We start from the raw sequence: 17816 nt of genomic DNA, 5'->3' as shown, positions 1-17816 counted from the left end.
CCAATAATTAAAACAATTTATTAGTTTAACAATCAAGAATGTTAGCGTCAAATTTAAAATCGATAGTTTCGGATAACGTGTTGCATGCCAAATGGTTAAATACGCTATCTTATATGGAGAATGCAGGTGCAAAGAAGATTTCAGCTTCAGAACATAAAGAAAATGTAAACCTGATTATTCTAAAACACGCTGCAGAAGAACACCGCCATGCTTATTATTTAAAAAAGCAAATTTCAAAGTTGGACGGGGCACTCTGTAAAACTTACACCAATGCAGAGTTATTATCTCCAAATCATACTAAACACTATTTACATGCTTTAGATATTGCGGTTTGCCGTTATTTAAAAGCTGTATTTAATCTTTCCGGTTACGATTTAAAATTCGCTGCTTATTTATTTGTTACTTACGCCATCGAGGTGCGCGCCGATGAATTGTATCCAATTTATCAAGCGGTTTTAGATGAAGCAAAAAGTAAGGTAAATGTTAAATCGATTATATTAGAAGAAGAAGGCCACTTAGAAGAAATGATGAACCAGCTGGTTAGTTTTTCAGATGACTGGGAAAACCATGCAGCTGAGGTAATCAAAATTGAAAAAGCTTTATTTGATGGTTGGGTTACAGCGTTAGCCACAGAACTGCCTATAAGTGCTTAATTATATATCCTTATTGCGAGAAGGCTTTTTCAGCCGACGAAGCGATCTATTAATTGATGAGTTGTAAAAACTACAGTATTAAGATTGCTTCGACGTTTCTTCTCACAATGACGATTTTTCGTTAAAAACCAATCTAGCTCATTATTGTTTCTAAATAAAGACAAATATCATGGCTAAGTTTTCAGATTTAATTAACGGTGATAAACCCGTTCTCGTTGATTTTTTTGCCGAGTGGTGCGGCCCTTGTAAAATGATGAAACCGATCTTGGAACAATTAAAATCACAAGTGGGCGATTCGGTATCGATTATTAAAGTAGATATAGATAAAAACCAATCTGCGGCGGTTGCTTTTAATGTACAAAGTGTCCCCACTTTAATTCTATTTAAGAAAGGTAAACCCGTTTGGCGTCAAAGCGGCGTTGCACAGGCAGCACAGTTAAAACAAGTTATCGATGCTAATCGATAGTTTTGTAATTGTAAATCAGCTTTCTTAATGCTTCATTTTGATTTTCAGGTCTGATATTGAATTCTTTATCTAATATTTCTTTTATTGAGGTATAAGTCATCATTCGCTTTAGTCCGTTTATTTTATCCCTATCATAAGCTAACTGGCAAAACATTCCAAGTATTGTACTATTGGGATTGGTATAATTATCCATAAAGTAAAAATTATCCAGTTTGCCCAAATCTATTGCATTATGGTTGATTAAGTAATCCTGTAAGCGCTTAATATGCCATTTAAGTGGGTGCCCCATTGAACCACCATAAAATACTGCCAATCCTTCGTTTAGCGGAGAATTCTTATGCATTGGATTCAGGTAAATATGAACCACCTCATGAAAATAATTCTCGCCGCTTCCGGCACAATAAACAATATTATCAGTTTGATTTGAGATACCAGTGGGTTTGTCCGCATTTCCCAAACCCAATGTAAAATCGAAACCTCTTATAAATTGAATTTCATCATAGGTTAATGTGTAAAAATACTTAATCTCAATGGGAGGGCTATTCCAGTCTTTTTCTAGTTTTTTAATCTGATTAATTAACTCATCTGCCCTAGTACTATTAAATTTTATCTTTTTTGGATAAAAAAAAGTAACATTTCTAACTTTTTTAGATTCCCACTGATCAATGGAGTATTGGTACGGTGTAATAAATTCCAAACGTTTTGATTTCGTTTTCTTTATATAGTGATTGGAATTATACAACAAATTGTAGGTTTTAAGAGAGTCTATCCAGCCACCAGTAGTTTTAAGGATATATAGTGAATCGGACAAGGGCTTCACATAAAAAATAGTTTTTACCGTTGCCATAGAAACAGTTGGATAATCGCCGCCGATACCGTAAACTGATGGGTCGGGGATTTTAAAGTTTTTACAGTCTTCAACTGACCAATATTTATTAAAATCAGGTAATTTTTTACCTTTAAAATCGCCCAAATAACTTTGATAGAACTGAATAACTTCTTTTATCCTTACATCTGTTGTATCTACTCCAGGGTTTATGTATGCCTTTTGAGCATTAGCTGAATAGCTGAGAGTGGTGAGAAATAGGCCGAAAATCAGGCGTCGTAAAAACATTCCGCTAATATAAAAGTTTTCTACACCTCCAAAACACTTTTAGGTGTTACAGCAAATATTCTTTCGCTAGCTTTAGGATAAATGTTATATAAGCCAGTAAATAAACTAAAAGCAGGTAAAACGGCATATTCGTTCCCGAAGAAGAAACATGGAAACCTTAGCCGTTGTTTGGCTTTGCCCACAATGGTAACTCCTGGATGGATATGACCACTGATGGGATATAATTCTTCTCTTGTACCATTTGGCGCATCATGAATAAAGCAGAATGGCCCTAGGCAAAAGCTAGGTTCGTGTATTTCTATATCCATTGCTGCATAATTGGCATCCGAAAGCTTGTCGTGATTTCCTTTTACTAATAGAAAGTTAAGCTCTTGGTATTGTTTTCTCCATGCTGAAAATTCATCAATGTCGGTATTCAAACCATGATGAAACATATCTCCATTAATTAATAATGTTTTAGGATGGTATTGTTTAATCAATAAACTTAAACGTTGAAGGTCTGTTTGGGCAATGGTAGCAGGCACTTGCAAACCCGCTCGACGAAAGTGTGCGGATTTACCCAAATGCAAATCACTAATAGCTAAAAGCTGATGTTTGGGTAAGAATAAAGCCCTTTCTTTATCTAAAATCAATTCTTCACCTTGGCTTGTAATGTTCATTTATTTTATGCTATTGTCATCCTGAGCTCGTCGAAGGATCTTTTAAACTTCAACGGGTCACAAGAAGATGATCTACTTAATTCTCTCTGCTTCAGCTTTCATTCTGACAATTCGTTGCTCTAACTCTTCCGAACTCATATTTTCACGTAAACTGTCTACTTTAATTGGGAAAGACAGTGGCGTAAAACTTTTAGGGTTGGTGATCACAATCGTTCCATGCTGGATTCGGTCCAATGCTGCTGCCAATCTTGGCTCTTCCAGTTGTTGGTAAAAAACCTCGTCGTATGCCTGTCGCAAAAGTAAATTATGTTTATCGTAATCGCTAAAAACATTAAAAAATAAACCAGCAGATGACTGGAGGTGCTTATTGGCTACATATTTACCCGGATAGCCCTGAAAAACGAGTCCCGAAATGCAGGCAATATCTCTGAATTTTCGTCTTGCCATTTCTGTTGAATTGATGCTCAATGTAATGTCTTCAGTTAAATTTTCAGGTGAAAAAACCTCATAGGCAATCGATTCATCCATAGGGATTTCCGTTTCACTTAAAAGTTCAAAGCCATAATCATTCATAGCAATAGAAAAACTGATGGGTAGCAATTTACTTAAACGATAGGCTACCAGCGCTGCCAAAACCTCATGCACCAAACGCCCTTCAAATGGATAGGCAAAGAGGTGAAAACCTTCTTTATTGTTAATAAGTTCTATCAGTAATTCGTCGTTTTTTGGCACATGAGAACGTTTTTCCTGAAGTAAAAACAAAGGATATACTACATCTAATTCTTCATCCTGATGTGTTTTATCCAATGCTTCATTGTATTTTTTTCGTAAAACTGACCCTAAATTGGAAGATAGGGGTAAACGGCCACCGTTCCAACTCGGAGAAATTGCATTTTTCTGTTTACTTACCCTCACCACAACCGTCATGTCTTTTACCTGGATAAATTCTAAAACCCTTCCTGCCAGTCGAAAATTATCGCCAGCTTTTAAACGGGTAACAAAATATTCTTCTATCATGCCAATGTAACCACCAGAAATGAATTTAACTTTCAACATCGCATCACTTACGATTGTTCCGATATGTAACCTGTGCCGCATGGCTAATTGTCTGCTCTTCACTTTCCAAAGCCCATCTTCGTCCTTAACCACTTTTTTAAATTCGGTGTAGGCACTTAAACTGTCTCCTCCGGAGGTAATGAACTGCATTACCCAGGTCCATTCTTCGGGAGGATAAGTTTAAAAGCGTGGGTGTTCTTAATCTCTTCGTAAATAATTTTATCATCAAATCCATCGCCTATGGCCAATGTAACCAGATACTGAACCAGGGTATCAAATACCATAATAAAAGGCTCACGGCTTTCTATATTGTTTGTTTTGGCCGCTTCTTTAATTGCTGCTGCTTCTACAAGTTCTAAAGCATGGGTAGGTAAAAAATATATTTTAGAGATTTCGTGAGGAGAGTGACCAGAGCGCCCCGCCCTTTGCAAAAACCTGGCAACACCTTTTGGCGACCCTACCTGAACAACAGTATCAACAGGTTTAAAATCTACGCCTAAATCTAACGATGAAGTGGCAATAACTGCTTTGAGCTGCCCGGTATGTAAGGCATCTTCAATCCAGTTACGGAGTTCGAAATCTATAGATCCATGGTGTATGGCAATCCGACCTGCCAGTTCTGGTTCAATATTCAACAAATGCTGATACCACATTTCTGATTGTCCGCGGGTATTGATAAAAATTAAAGTAGTTTTACTTTTCTCGATAATCGGTAAAAGTTTATAAGCTAGTTTTAAACCCAAATGCCCTGCCCAGGGCAATGTTTCGATATCATCGGGTAAAATTGATTTGATTAGGATTTTCTTTTCTAAATCGGCTTTAACAATAATCCGTTTGGCCTCCATATTAGGTTCAAGCACATCCAGTGCCTCTTCAATGTTACCAATAGTGGCAGAAATCCCCCAAATTCGTAAAAACTGGTTTTTCTCTAATTTTTGTAGCCCTTTAATTCGCGATATCGCCAATTCTACCAATACACCACGTTTACTCCCCAAAAGTTCATGCCATTCATCAGCAACAATGCATTTAAGATTTTTGAACAAAGTTGAAGCTCCTTTTTGCGCCAGTAACAAGTGTAGGCTTTCTGGGGTAATCAATAAGATTTCGGGCATCGATTTTTTCTGCTGTAATTTCTCTGCCTGAGAGGTATCACCATTACGCACACCAACGTGCCAATCCAACTCCAGTTCCAATAGGGTTCCGCGCATGGCTCTTGCAATATCTTTGGCCAGGGAGCGGAGCGGGGTAATCCAGATTAACTGTAAACGGTCTTTTGCTTTCTTGTTATTAGCTTCTGAGGCGTTTAAAGCTTCAATCACTACTGCTAGAAATAAAGAAAAAGTTTTTCCAAATCCAGTTGGAGCATTTACCAAACCGCTGTAGCCATTAAGGTAAGACTGCCAGGCATCTTCCTGAAATTGAAAAGGCTTGCGTTTATTGGCCTTTAGCCAGGCTTTTATCTTTTTATAACCTTTGGTTTGGTTCATGCTTAAATATCGCTGCTTTTGATAATTTTCTAATTATTTTTTGAAAAGCAATAACAGTAATGCTTCGGTTATAGCAGTCCCGCCATATGCTTTACCTTTTTTGCAATTATTATTTAATATTAATTATTTCTATCAAAAAAGGGTGCCGCTCCTGTCGGGTTTAAAATCGTCAGGCCAGTTGTTCAAATTAAACCAATTTCTTTCTCCTGGGTCTGTGAGGACATAGACCATGGAATCGCATTACAAGGTAGATTGCAACAACTGCCTCAAATCCTCCAAAGTATTAATTTCATCTGCTTTTTTATCTTTTCGCCAACGCAATATACGTGGAAAACGTAAAGCTAAACCTGCTTTATGCCGTTTACTTTCCGCAATTCCTTCAAAAGCAATTTCGAAAACCAGTTCAGGTTTTACCGTGCGTACCGGACCAAATTTCTCAATTGCATTACGGGTTACAAAGCTGTTCACTTCTTTTATTTCTTTATCTGTTAAGCCCGAATAGGCTTTTGCAATGGTTACCAGGTTTTCCCCATCGCGAACGGCGAAAGTATAGTCAGTAAAGAAATTGGCTCTTCTGCCGCTTCCTTTTTGTGCATAAATCATTACCGCATCAACTGTGTACGGGTTAATTTTCCACTTCCACCAATCGCCACGTTTTCGTCCACTATGATAATGAGAGGTTAGCTTTTTAAGCATAATGCCTTCGCTGTTAATCGAGCGCGAAGTTTGTCTTAACCCGGCTAGTTCTTCCCACGAATTGCAACTGATTACAGGAGATATCATCACCGGACTTTCATCTAAACCACCTATCAGCCGCTCCAATGTCTTTCTTCTTACGATTAAAGGTTCTTCCCTAAAATCCTGGGCTTCATATTCTAAAATATCATAAACAAAAAAACCGATGGGTGCATCTTCCAATTGTTTTTTACTAATCGTTTTGCGGTTTAAACGCTGTTGCAAGGTGCTAAATGATAAAACCTGTTTATCTTGCACTGCCAATATTTCGCCATCTAAAACTACCCCATCGGGCAAAATATCGATCATAAAATGCAGTTCAGGAAATTGCGCTGTAACCAGTTCTTCGCCACGGCTCCAGATAAAGAGTTCCCCATTCCGTTTTACAATCTGCCCGCGTATACCATCCCATTTCCATTCGGCTTGCCATTCCGAAATATCGCCCAGTTTTTCAGGCGCTTGTTCTAAGGCATAGGCCAGGCAAAAGGGGTAAGGCCAGGAGTTATCGGTATTTACATGGATACCATTTATCAGTTCGTGAAAAGTGATTTCGTAAGGATTCCATTTACCCATTATGCTATGCATAATCTGCGCACTATCTAAACTGCTTTGTTTGGCTAGTGCATTTACCAGCATCTTATTAGAAACACCTATCCTGAAATTTCCCGAAATCAGTTTATTAAAAATAAAACGTTCCTGGGTTTCGAGTTTGTTCCAGGCACTTAAAACGAAATCTTTTTTGGTTTCATCATCTTTACCCTCCAGATCATGCAACTCTTCAATCCAGGTATGTAATTGAAAGTCTGATGTATTTTCGGCAGGAGGTAATAATAGCGCAATGGTTTCGCTTAAATCGCCAACATTGGCATAACTTTCGGCAAATAACCATTCAGGGGTTTCGGTAATGTTTATGGCCCAATATTTAAGCAGGGCTGATTTAATTGGCCTTTTAGGTTTTTTACCTGTAAATAACGCAATAACCCATACTTTATCTTTATCATCAGCGTAATTAAAATAATTAACCAATGCCGCAATTTTATCGTTGGTTTTATTGCTCAGTTCGAGCTGTTGGATCAATTGAGCAAAACGTTTCATCGTTATTTATTTTCATTTTGATCAACTAGATCTACTTTATTTTCCTCATCATCTTCTTGCCCAAATTTGGTTAAAACTTCTGCCGCTTCTATACCTTCATCATTTAAAAAGCGGCTAAATGCAGCTGTAAAACCATGGGTAACATATACTTTTTCGGCACCTGTTGCTGTAATAGCTTCCATTAAGCCAGTCCAATCGGCATGATCACTTAGCGCAAAGCCGGCATCAGCACTTTGCCAGCGGCGGTGTGCCCGCACCTGCATCCAGCCAGAGCATATACCCGTAACGGGATGGGATAAATTTTTGATCCATCGGCTATCGCGCATCACAGGTGGTACAATTACAATTCCTTTCTGCAATTCATCTTTAGTGGTTTCAGGAGTAATTCTGATGGTTTTAGGAAGGTTTACCCCGGCTTCTATAATCACTTCATTTAAATTGGCAATGCTGTTATGTACATAAATCGGGATATCGCCAGCCAGGTTTTTAATTAAGCGCTGTGCTTTGCCCAAACTATAAGCAATCAATACGCTTGTTTTCTGTTGATTGATGTTATCATGTACCCAGTTCCTAATTCCGTTGAAAACAATTTCCTGTTTTTGCCATTTGTAAACTGGTAGACCAAAAGTACTTTCAGAAACAAAAGAATGACATTTTACAGGCTCGAAAGGCGTGGTGATGCCGTCATCTTCAATTTTATAATCACCAGAAATCACACAAACTTCGCCTTTATATTCGAGCCGTACCTGTGCAGAGCCAATAATGTGCCCGGCAGGAAAAAAAGAAATGTTTACGCCATTACGGGTAATGCTTTCTCCGTACGCTAGTGTTTCTACATTTAAATCTTCACTGATCCTGCGTTTTATGATGGGTTAGTTAAGGTATGACAGAGATAATATTTATTTCCAAAACGTACATGATCGCTGTGTCCATGTGTGGTTATAGCATAATCTACAGGCCACCAGGGGTCTACGTAAAAATCGCCCTGTTTACAATAGATTCCTCTTTTGGTAAATTCTACTAATGCCATAGCTACTAAACAATAAAATTATTAATTAGTTTTAGATGGATATCGGCTAAATGCCCGATAATTGTCTAATGTTTGATATTTTAGAATAATTAATAATATTTATGATTTGCATTATTACAGGTGATATTATTGGGTCAAGAAAAATAAATGAAAATTGGCTGTTGTGTTTAAAATCAGCACTTAAAGTGAGTGCAGAAAAGCGTGATATGTGGGAAATATTTCGCGGTGATAGTTTTCAAATTGAAGTTAAGATTGAAGAAGCAATAAGAACGGCCATTTACTTAAAAGCATGTGTAATGGTGAATAAAGCTGCTGATGTAAGGATGGGGATTGGTTTAGGTGATATTAAAAATAAACGAAAAAAGCTTTCAGAATCCACTGGAAATGCATTTATCTACTCTGGTGCAGCCTTTGATGGTTTAAAACGATCTAAAACTAATTTGGCCATTAAAACTGCCTATCCTTCTTTTGATGAAGAATTTAATGTTCTGATTAAGCTGTCTTTAATTGCAATGAATAGCTGGGGTGTTGTAGCAGCTGAAATGGTAAAACTTGCCCTTGAGAATGAAAAACTATTGCAGAGTGAATTGGCTGCTATTTCAGGAAGAACACAATCTTCTGTTAGTGAGGCATTAAAGCGAGCACATTATACGGACATAGTTGAAATGGATAAACTATATCGTAAAAAACTAAGTCAAATAGATTTTACAGTATAAGTAAAGAGAATAAGTTACAGGTTATCTAGTATGATAAAGGAAACCAATGTGCTAAGCACAGCTAGTTGTAAGAATATAATCTTTGTGGCATATTCAAGATATTTATATTTTTTCTTTAATGCTATTGCTATGTAAAATATTTGTATTGAAAGGTCATAGTAACTTTCTGATTCTTTTTGTTTACTAATACTTTCTGCATATTTTCCAGGCGAATCAAATTCGGCAATAGATCCAAAATAAATATGGGAGTGATAGCTGTCCTTAGATGAGTTTCCTGAATGAAGAAATGGGTAAATAGCTAGGAGTACTATTACCAAGCATACAATTCCTAAAACAAAAAGAAGTAATAAACCTATTTTCAATTTCGGTTGAATATTTATACCTACCAATTTACTCAAGGCATTTTGATTAGAAAGTATTGCCCCGCAAAGAAAGGTGTTGAACGCCAGCAAAAAAGCACCTTTTGTATTTGCACTATTAATATGTGTATCAAAGCGCTGAATAATAAGTTTTAAATGATCGTATGTAGCTGGCATTATTGAAAGCATTAATTGTTGAGATTAAATTTAAAAAAAAATCTTAACATTAATGCTTAATTAAAGTGGCTTTTATAATAAAACAAATAGAATTTCGGGATTGTAATTCTAATAACTATGTTCATCCAAGGTTTATCGCATAAAAAAAGCAGCCCGAAAGCTGCTTTTAATTTTTTATCTTGCTCCTGGAGGGCAATTTTCTTTTAAAAACTTAGTATAAGTTAAGGATAAATGTTTACCGGTTCCTTCGCCCTCAGAGATACTGTGGGTACGGTTTGGATAACTCATCAATTGAAAAACCTTTTCGTTTTTGATTAGCTCGTTAATCAACATTTCGGCATTTTGATAATGTACATTATCGTCGCCTGTACCATGGATATATAATAAATTACCTTTTAAGTTTTTAGCATAAGTAATGGGAGAGCCTTTAATATAAGCCTCTTTACTTGGAAAAGGTGTACCCATATAACGTTCCTGGTAAACATTATCATAAGTTAATTGATTGCCAACAGCTGCAATTGCAATACCTGTTTTATAAATTTCAGGATATTGGAACATCAGGTTCAATGTAGAAGAACCGCCTCCACTCCAGCCCCAAACAGCTACTCGGTCTTTATCCATATAAGTATGGGTAGCCAATAATTTTTTAGCGGCCATAGCCTGATCGCGGATATTGATTACACCGATATTTTTATAAATACTTTTACGCCATGTGCTTCCTTTTGGAAGAGGTGCGCCTCTATTATCCATTGAAATATAGATATAACCATCTTTGGCCATATCACCGGCATATAAATGGTTTCTCCCGGCACCATAAGTGTCTAATGCCGTAGCTGAAGCAGGTTCACCATAAACATAAAATAGTACAGGGTATTTCTTATCTGGATTAAAGTTATCTGGCTTTTTCATCCAGCCACCCATTTCAATACCATCTTCAGTAGTTACTTTAAAAAACTCAACTTTGTTTTTAGTTGACGTTTGCTTAGCTAATTGTGTAGTAATACTTCCATCCATTGTAAATGGGTTCCCCGTAGTAAAGTTCATCCATTCCTTAATTGGCTCAACCAGCGAACTGTTATACGAATGGCGTGCAAAGGCAGCATTAGGTGAAATATCGTAATTGTGCGTTCCTGGTAAAACAGAAGGTGTAACCTGTTCTAATTTACCTTTGCCATCTAATTTAGTTTTGAAAAGATACTTCTGAGTAGCATTTGTTGGTGAGGCCAGAAAATAAACCAAGTTATTTTTTACATCGATCAATTTTACATCAATCACATCATAGTTGCCTTTTGTAACCAAGGTTTCTTTTTTTCCATCTAAACTGATTCTATACAGGTGGTTCCATCCATCCTTATCCGATACAATTGTAAACTCTTTATTATCATTTAACCATTTCCACTCATCCTGTGCGTCAATCCAGGCTTTAGCTTTTTCGGTATAAACGGCTTTTGCCGATCCTGTAGCTGCATTACAAATAAATACTATACTTTCGTTTTGCTCGCGGTTAAGTTGTTGTAAAATAATATCATTGCTGTTAGGCACCCACTGCATACGCGGAATATAGTGCTGAATGTTATCTCCAGGAACATTTAGCCAGTTTGTTTTAGCTGTTGTAATATCAACCACACCAACTTTACAAGCAGACGGATTTTCTCCTACCTTTGGATATTCTACAGGGATGGTATATGGATAAATAGAATCTGTATTATTGATCATTAAGAAATTTTTGATCTTTGTTGCATCCAGCTGCCAATAAGCAATAGATTTTCCGTCCGGACTCCATCTAAAACCATCACGGCAATCAAATTCTTCTTCATAAACCCAATCGAAAGTACCGTTAATCATTCGTTCTGTACCATCAGTAGTTAAGGCCTTTGCCCCAGTTCCATCAATATTTTCTACATACAAGTTGTGTTTACTTACATAAGCAACCTTGCTGCCATCAGGCGATAATTTCGCGAACATTAGAGATGAGGCTGGTTTATCTTTTCCAATCTGTGTAATTTTGTTAGCAGTTAAATCAGCCAACCAATAATCGCCACGCGTTTCGTAACGCCAAACTTTTTTACTATTGGTATAAATCAACGCCTTTGTACCATCATCAGACAATTGAAAACTTCTTACTGCGATAGCATTATCTTTTCCGGCAGGCGTTAACAGTGCCCTCGATAAAATTGTTTTTCTGTCGTTTTTAGGGAGAGTAACCGAAATAATTTCTCCATTTGCAATCTGGTAGTAGGAGTTGCCGTCTTTTGCCCAATTGATATTTTGAGCTTTTGCATCAATTATCGAACAAAGTGCTATACAAGCAATGGATAACCTGAATAATAATCTTTTAATCATATATATTTTTTGGACATAAAAAAAGCTTTTTAACTTTCGGGCTAATTTAAATAAAAAGCCTGCAGTTAAAAAGCTGTAAATTATCTGGAATTGGTTAATTATTCACCACCACCTTGCATTGCTTTCAATTCGTCCATAGTTACTACTTCGTAACCAGTAGGAATTTCAGTGTTAATGGCACCTACTTTAGCTTCAGAAAGAGATTTTAGAACCAGGTCTGAATTTACACCATTAATTACTGCCGAATATTTTACAGGAAGTGCCCCTAAACCTTTAAAGAAACCACCATTGGTAATTGCAGCAATATCAACATCTTTAGTTGCCCATAACTCATGTGCTCCACCTTTGTCATCTTTGTAGGTGTATTTTTCAGCACTAAATCCAGCAATTGTCTGTTTTTCACCAGTTGCTTTATAGTCAGAATATTTTGGTAATAAAGCTTCTTGTGCTTCTGTTTCTGCTTTGCTCACCTTTACCGCGAATTGTTTTTGAGCCACTGGAACATCAATCAATAATAATCCGGTCTTATCTGCCGTATTTGAAATGATGTTGACCATGGCCGGGCCATTTTCAATTTCTATTTTGGTTAAGCTACCATTAAATTTAGTTTTAATGTCAGTTGTTGCACCATTAGCCGTTACTGCAAATACCAAAGTACCTTCAGCAATTTTCTTTTGTGCATGGGCAATTATAGCAGTACTTACCAAGATTAAAGCTACAACACTGGTTTTGATTGATTTAAACATGTTTTATTTCAGTTTTAGTTATTTACCAATTAATTTTTTCTTTTTTCAAAAACGAAGAAATTCCTTTTTTAAAATCTTCACTTTCTCTTACCATGGCATTGATCTGTACCGCGGTTTCCAAACTCTTTTCTAAGTTCGGGTTAACAGTTTGGGTAATCAGCTGTTTGGTAATCATTAATGAATTGCCCGAACTTTCTGTACACAAACTTAATGCAAATTCTCTTGTTTTTTGATGAATTTCGGATGAATTTGTTACAAAATTTATCAAATTATATTTCAATGCCTGCTCGGCAGAGAAAGTTTTGCCTGTTAGTAAAATTTCCTTGGTTATGGATTCGCTCACCTTTTGCTTTAAAAAAACAAGAAACTATTGCAGGTACAAAACCTATTTTTACTTCAGTATAACCAAAATTACTTTCTGGGGTAGCAAAAACAATATCACATATGGTTGCTAAACCAAAGCCACCCGCAATGGCATGACCTTCTACTTGGGCAATAACCACCTTTGGTAAATAATAAATGGTTGTAAATAGTTTTCTTAAATGATTAGAATCGGCTACGTTTTCTTCAAATGTATTGTGCTGTAATTGCTGAAGATATGCTAAATCGGCACCAGCACTAAAAGCATCACCATTTGCATTTAATATAACCACTTTTACCAGGCTATCTTCTGATGCTTTTATAAATGCGGAGGTTAATTCGGCAATAAGTTGAGGGTTTAGCGCATTTCTCTTTTCGGGCCTATTAATAGTTATCGTTGCTATTCGTTCAGCAACCTGATATAAAACCAGATTTTCCATGTTATTGGGTTAGTTGCACCAAATATGCTTTATTTTTCTTTAAAACCTGTACATCTATATCATTATTCTCCATAAACTTCTTTAAGATCTGAATTTTATAATCTTTATTGGTGGCATCTATTATTGCTGTTCTATATTTTATAGCAGTATCTATTTTGGCTAAGTTAAATTTAGTATTTCCATTTAACCAAATACTCGAAAAAGTGGCATCTCCGTTTATCTTTTTATTATTTAGATTTTCATCAATCAATAGTATCTTATACTGAAAAAAGGCAATTTGGTTGTTCTTGAATACAAACTGCCCTAAAACGGTATCTTTTTTGAAATCAATAATAGATATCTTGTTTAACTGTAATTGAGCTAATGCCGGTTGAATAGAAAAGGCATAGTTTTTATCTTCAATATTTAAATCTGAAACTAAAACAGCTTCTTTTCCATTAATAAATGCCGCTGCGTAATTTTTTCTCAGAGAAAAGAAAATGATTTTCCGCTGGTTAAAAATCTTTAGATCATCGTGTACAATTAAAAGTTGGTAACAAACAAATAAAAGTAAAGAAGAAAACAAAAGTTGTTTATTAAATTTTGTCAATGCGTAAATAAACAAGCCTAACGAGAGACTCAATAAGGAAAATTCTGGCAAATTAATCCATATTGATGAAAGGCTGGCATATGGTAAATCAGCAATCCACTTTAAGCTAGCATTTGTAAAATTTATTATCCATTCGAAAACCGGAGCCAGAAATCGGAATGATGGGATTAATACTACAATCCCTGAATACATCATTAATATTAATGGGATGGTGATGAAGAGATTCGCAAAAAGGAAATAAAGTGGAAATTGATGGAAGTAATAAATACTTAATGGAAAGGTGATAATTTGTGCCGCTAAAGACATGGATATGAAACTCCATATTTTATCTATCCAATGATGTTCTGTGTAAAGAAGATTGTAAATTTTAGGTTGAAGATAAATTAATCCGAACACGGTCAGGTAGGAGAGTTGAAATCCAACATCCCAGATTAAAATTGGATTGTAAAGGAGTTGACAAAATGCTGAAAAGGCCAAGACATTATAACTATTTGTTTTCTTAGATAAAACTTTAGCCGTTATTAAAATACTGATCATTATGGCTGAGCGAACGACAGAAGGTGATAATCCGGTTAGCAAGGCATATCCCCAAATCAAAGTACAGACGATTAGTAGTTTTATTATCCTTAATGCCCGATTTTTATTCAAAAAGAAGAACATAAAATCTAAAACGACATAGATGATTGCTACATGCGCACCTGACACCGATAAAGCATGAATGGTTCCTGTATTGGAGTACGCAGATAAAGTTTCTTTACTTAAATTGGCACGGTAGCCTAAAATAAGGGTAGAGGCCATGGCAAAAGCTTCATCACTTTTAATTAAGGTTCTGTATTTTGCTACTTGCTTTTCTCTTATATTTAAAGCCGTTTTTATCACTCGATTACCTATATTGTTTTTGGTACTAACGATATGATCCTGATTTATAAATCCCTGGTGATAAATATTCTGACTGCGCAACCAAGCTTTAAAATCAAATTCTGCAGGATTATATGGAGGTTCTACTTCGGTATATTTTACCGAGATCATCATTTCGTCGCCATACTTTAGTTTGATGGGTTTTAGGCTGTCTAATTTTACAGTAAGCAGCATTTGGCCCGATAAGCTCATTTGCTTATTTTTATTGTATCCGGTTACTACCTTTGCTTTAAAGCGCACAATATTGCTATTTTGCTGAGGTTCATTATTAACCCAAACTTTTAAATAATCGCACCCGGCTTTTGCAAAGTAATTTTGGTTTAAACTTTCGTTATTGAGCAGGCAAAATAAACCGCCAAGACTGAAAAAAAGTATATAAATTAAAATACCAACAGCACCTTTGTAACGATATACATTGAATCTTTTATAGGTGACATTTAAAAATAATATGCTTAGTAAAATAACGGATAGGATTAAAGTCAACCATTTAATATATGCTAATGCTGGAAAGAAATAAAAAATACAGATACCTAAAATGAAAGGAAACAGGATCCTGACAAAAATATATTCGGTCTTAAACATGGTTTAAAATTGATAGCGCACTTGAATTTTAACTTCCGATTTTTTATTACCCTTAATTTCGTCCAGATAAGTCCCTACTGTTTCTACGTCTTTATAGACGAATAAGCCATATCGAATCCAAATATTTAGTTTTTTAACTATGTTGTATCTCAGGTTGAGGTAGGTTCTTAAACCTTTTCCGTTATACATTCCAAAAGCAAAACTGTATAAAACATCATCTTCATACGCGTAAATCCTGCTGTTATAACTCGGGGTATTGAAATAGGCAAACCTTACATTGCCCGTTAGCTTAGCAAACATCGGCGAATAATCTATATCCTGATAAATGAGATAGCCAAATTCCCTATTTGCACTTCCTTTCATATATTGAGAAACCTCTAGCCGGTTTTGAAGGTGCCAATTCTTATTCAATAGCCAGTTTGCTTCTGCCCGGTAACCTTCTCTTTTTACATGGTCTAAGAAATTTACAGGAACATCCAGATCGGTATTCTGTTGTTTGTTTTCTGATTTAAATCGAACTAAAATTTTAAAGGTTTTGCTTGGTGTATAAACAGCTTGGGCTAAAACTTCATAACCTTTTGAGGGCTCATCAACACGATATTTTAACCAGGGGAACCGAAAAAAATCACCGTAGAAAGAAAAGGCCCACTGTTTATTTGGGTTAACATTTAAACCCGCATACAATCCTTTTTCATTTACAGCTTCGCTCGATTCGGATACTGCCTGATTAAAGAAACTGTGATAATCTTTAGCATAATTGCGATAGGTTAAGGCCGCAGAAACGGCTGGCGACAAACTAATGAGTACACCATTAATGTAAGCATAACCACCACCTGAACCTTTTGCTGCCTCGCCATAGAGGTACATGTTATTATAGGTATAATTATAAAATAAACCCAAATTAGTTAATGATTTACCTGTGAAACTATACCGATCGTAGGCTGCAGTTTGCGTAATAAAACGATTCTTATAATTGGTATGATAAGCTATGGCACCAACAGCAAATTCGTTTTTGGTATATTGAACTGTAGTTCCGAATACACTTTGTGCCAAAACACCTTTATTCTTAATCTCTGTAGGTGTTCTATGCAACCCAGTTTGATTAATTGTAAACTGAATTAAGTTTCCATCAGAATCTAACTTTTGACTAGCATCAAGATTGCGGAACGAGACAAAAGGAGTAATGTCTATATTCTTAAATAAATTAACTGTTGCAGCGCTGCCTCTAAAAAAGGAATATTCATTAGTAGAATTGTAAGGCCTTAAACCTAAATCTTTTTTAGCTACACTGGTTACATCAGGTCCTTTACCATAGGAAAAACCCGACCATAAGGTTAAGCCCTGGCCAAATTGCAGTATATAATCGCCAACTACCAATTTTTTTAATTTACCCAATTTGAATAGCGCGATATTTCCTGAATAAAAATCGAAAGGCTTACCGATAAATTTTTCTCCGGCATCTTTATCTAAAGTTATGGCAGTCGATAGAATTGAACTATATTGATATCGGTAGCGCATCTGAAATCTTTCTGGCGAGCCTAAATACCTGTTCCCTGGCAAATCAGTATACCCCCTCTGTTTTTGTAAAGTTTGTGCAAAACGCATCATCAGGTCATTTTCGCCAGCATGCACGAGATTTTTAAAACTGAGCTGCTGATATTCAGTGATATTGGTTAGCGTTACGAATGGAAGCAGGGTTTGAATTGTTTTAATATCAAAGCCAGCAATGCTTTGTAATTCCAGTACATCCGCAAGCAGACCATTTTCCTTTATATGTGTAAAGAAATTACCAATCTGTAAGGGCGAAAGGAAAACCAAAGTTTTTAATTCTTCAACCGAGGTACGATTGAGGTTAATCGGATGTTTACGATATTTCTCTAATATATCAACCAACTCGGTCATATCATAATCATCAGGCAGGTTTTCGGCTATACTCTCCAAAATATCGCGTATATCTGTTTCCTGTGCATTGGTTTGGGCATTTGCCATAAATCCAATCATCACAAAGGCGATAATTAAGATCTTAAACGCATAACGGCTTCCAGTTAGAAGTTTATGGTAAACATCAGTACACCATGAAACTACCGTTTTACGGCTACGAAACGTCGCATCTACAGGGGGATTTACTGGTGGAAACCAATTACTAATTAATGCAGATAGAACGACACCCAAATGTTTCTTGGGAAATAAATAATAGGGGAAAGGGACGGGCAACAACGCACACCATATTTTCATAAGCAGGGGTTAAACTGGTTAATAAAAAATAGGGTGATTTTTGTATTAGTGATCCT

General features: G+C 36.1%; 15 protein-coding genes and 1 pseudogene. 3 read left to right on the top strand and 13 right to left on the bottom strand.

Going from position 1 to position 17816, the window contains the following annotated elements:
- Positions 1-38: 38 nt before the first annotated feature.
- On the top strand, positions 39-653 hold the full coding sequence (locus tag H9N25_RS09675) for a hypothetical protein (protein ID WP_167294505.1): 615 nt from the start codon (positions 39-41) through the stop codon (positions 651-653).
- 169 nt (positions 654-822) lie between these two features.
- Positions 823-1119, top strand: coding sequence for a thioredoxin (gene trxA / locus H9N25_RS09670; protein ID WP_190328732.1), 297 nt, complete (start codon positions 823-825; stop codon positions 1117-1119).
- On the opposite strand, the gene H9N25_RS09665 is transcribed toward trxA, so the two are convergent.
- The 7 genes from H9N25_RS09665 to H9N25_RS24545 all read right to left on the bottom strand — a co-directional run bounded on the left by H9N25_RS09665 (position 1109) and on the right by H9N25_RS24545 (position 8295).
- Positions 1109-2233 (bottom strand): hypothetical protein, encoded by a 1125-nt coding sequence (locus H9N25_RS09665; RefSeq protein ID WP_190328731.1) that lies wholly within the window; start codon positions 2231-2233, stop codon positions 1109-1111. The genes trxA and H9N25_RS09665 overlap by 11 nt on opposite strands.
- Before the next feature lie 20 nt (positions 2234-2253).
- Entirely contained in the window at positions 2254-2892 is a 639-nt protein-coding gene (gene pdeM / locus H9N25_RS09660) for a ligase-associated DNA damage response endonuclease PdeM (RefSeq protein WP_167294502.1), read from the bottom strand.
- Positions 2893-2964: 72 nt separating this feature from the next.
- Positions 2965-4098, bottom strand: coding sequence for a hypothetical protein (locus tag H9N25_RS25540; protein WP_330221101.1), 1134 nt, complete (start codon positions 4096-4098; stop codon positions 2965-2967).
- On the bottom strand, positions 4098-5435 hold the full coding sequence (locus tag H9N25_RS25535) for a DEAD/DEAH box helicase (RefSeq protein ID WP_330221100.1): 1338 nt from the start codon (positions 5433-5435) through the stop codon (positions 4098-4100). Before H9N25_RS25535 ends, H9N25_RS25540 begins: the two co-directional genes overlap by 1 nt.
- Positions 5436-5675: 240 nt before the next feature.
- Positions 5676-7265: an ATP-dependent DNA ligase gene (locus tag H9N25_RS09650; protein WP_167294500.1), complete on the bottom strand. Its 1590-nt coding sequence runs from the start codon at positions 7263-7265 to the stop codon at positions 5676-5678.
- Positions 7266-7267: 2 nt separating this feature from the next.
- Positions 7268-8074 (bottom strand): ligase-associated DNA damage response exonuclease, encoded by an 807-nt coding sequence (locus H9N25_RS09645; protein ID WP_255524652.1) that lies wholly within the window; start codon positions 8072-8074, stop codon positions 7268-7270.
- Positions 8075-8127: 53 nt separating this feature from the next.
- Positions 8128-8295: a hypothetical protein gene (locus H9N25_RS24545; protein WP_223833689.1), complete on the bottom strand. Its 168-nt coding sequence runs from the start codon at positions 8293-8295 to the stop codon at positions 8128-8130.
- A gap of 101 nt (positions 8296-8396) precedes the next feature.
- On the opposite strand from H9N25_RS24545, the gene H9N25_RS09640 reads away from it, so the two are divergent.
- On the top strand, positions 8397-9011 hold the full coding sequence (locus tag H9N25_RS09640) for a transcriptional regulator (protein WP_190328730.1): 615 nt from the start codon (positions 8397-8399) through the stop codon (positions 9009-9011).
- A gap of 14 nt (positions 9012-9025) precedes the next feature.
- Here the strand turns inward: H9N25_RS09640 and H9N25_RS09635 are convergent, their stop codons facing one another.
- The 6 genes and pseudogenes from H9N25_RS09635 to H9N25_RS09610 form a co-directional block, all read right to left on the bottom strand.
- Positions 9026-9547: a Pycsar system effector family protein gene (locus H9N25_RS09635; protein ID WP_190328729.1), complete on the bottom strand. Its 522-nt coding sequence runs from the start codon at positions 9545-9547 to the stop codon at positions 9026-9028.
- A gap of 174 nt (positions 9548-9721) precedes the next feature.
- A complete protein-coding gene (locus tag H9N25_RS09630) occupies positions 9722-11890 on the bottom strand; it encodes a S9 family peptidase (RefSeq protein WP_190328728.1) in 2169 nt (722 codons plus the stop codon).
- Positions 11891-11988: 98 nt separating this feature from the next.
- Entirely contained in the window at positions 11989-12636 is a 648-nt protein-coding gene (locus H9N25_RS09625) for a DUF4412 domain-containing protein (protein WP_184468184.1), read from the bottom strand.
- Positions 12637-12658: 22 nt separating this feature from the next.
- A pseudogene (locus H9N25_RS09620) lies at positions 12659-13436 on the bottom strand (enoyl-CoA hydratase/isomerase family protein).
- A gap of 1 nt (position 13437) precedes the next feature.
- A complete protein-coding gene (locus H9N25_RS09615) occupies positions 13438-15525 on the bottom strand; it encodes a ComEC/Rec2 family competence protein (protein ID WP_190328727.1) in 2088 nt (695 codons plus the stop codon).
- A gap of 3 nt (positions 15526-15528) precedes the next feature.
- On the bottom strand, positions 15529-17760 hold the full coding sequence (locus H9N25_RS09610; protein WP_223833688.1) for a helix-hairpin-helix domain-containing protein: 2232 nt from the start codon (positions 17758-17760) through the stop codon (positions 15529-15531).
- Positions 17761-17816 lie beyond the last annotated feature (56 nt).

The organism is Pedobacter riviphilus (assembly GCF_014692875.1).
Taxonomy (GTDB): domain Bacteria; phylum Bacteroidota; class Bacteroidia; order Sphingobacteriales; family Sphingobacteriaceae; genus Pedobacter; species Pedobacter riviphilus.
The sequence above is the reverse complement of the archived record's forward strand: the minus strand, read 5'-3'. Positions and strand labels throughout refer to the sequence as shown.

Excerpts from the sequence above, each read along its gene's own strand:
- H9N25_RS09610 (WP_223833688.1), bottom strand. The coding sequence starts at position 17,760 with ATGAAAATATGGTGTGCGTTGTTGCCCGTCCCTTTCCCCTATTATTTA.
- trxA (WP_190328732.1), top strand. The coding sequence starts at position 823 with ATGGCTAAGTTTTCAGATTTAATTAACGGTGATAAACCCGTTCTCGTT.
- H9N25_RS09625 (WP_184468184.1), bottom strand. The coding sequence starts at position 12,636 with ATGTTTAAATCAATCAAAACCAGTGTTGTAGCTTTAATCTTGGTAAGT.
- H9N25_RS09635 (WP_190328729.1), bottom strand. The coding sequence starts at position 9,547 with ATGCCAGCTACATACGATCATTTAAAACTTATTATTCAGCGCTTTGAT.
- H9N25_RS25540 (WP_330221101.1), bottom strand. The coding sequence starts at position 4,098 with ATGCAGTTCATTACCTCCGGAGGAGACAGTTTAAGTGCCTACACCGAA.
- H9N25_RS09675 (WP_167294505.1), top strand. The coding sequence starts at position 39 with ATGTTAGCGTCAAATTTAAAATCGATAGTTTCGGATAACGTGTTGCAT.
- H9N25_RS09615 (WP_190328727.1), bottom strand. The coding sequence starts at position 15,525 with ATGTTTAAGACCGAATATATTTTTGTCAGGATCCTGTTTCCTTTCATT.
- H9N25_RS09630 (WP_190328728.1), bottom strand. The coding sequence starts at position 11,890 with ATGATTAAAAGATTATTATTCAGGTTATCCATTGCTTGTATAGCACTT.
- pdeM (WP_167294502.1), bottom strand. The coding sequence starts at position 2,892 with ATGAACATTACAAGCCAAGGTGAAGAATTGATTTTAGATAAAGAAAGG.
- H9N25_RS25535 (WP_330221100.1), bottom strand. The coding sequence starts at position 5,435 with ATGAACCAAACCAAAGGTTATAAAAAGATAAAAGCCTGGCTAAAGGCC.
- H9N25_RS09640 (WP_190328730.1), top strand. The coding sequence starts at position 8,397 with ATGATTTGCATTATTACAGGTGATATTATTGGGTCAAGAAAAATAAAT.
- H9N25_RS24545 (WP_223833689.1), bottom strand. The coding sequence starts at position 8,295 with ATGGCATTAGTAGAATTTACCAAAAGAGGAATCTATTGTAAACAGGGC.
- H9N25_RS09665 (WP_190328731.1), bottom strand. The coding sequence starts at position 2,233 with ATGTTTTTACGACGCCTGATTTTCGGCCTATTTCTCACCACTCTCAGC.
- H9N25_RS09650 (WP_167294500.1), bottom strand. The coding sequence starts at position 7,265 with ATGAAACGTTTTGCTCAATTGATCCAACAGCTCGAACTGAGCAATAAA.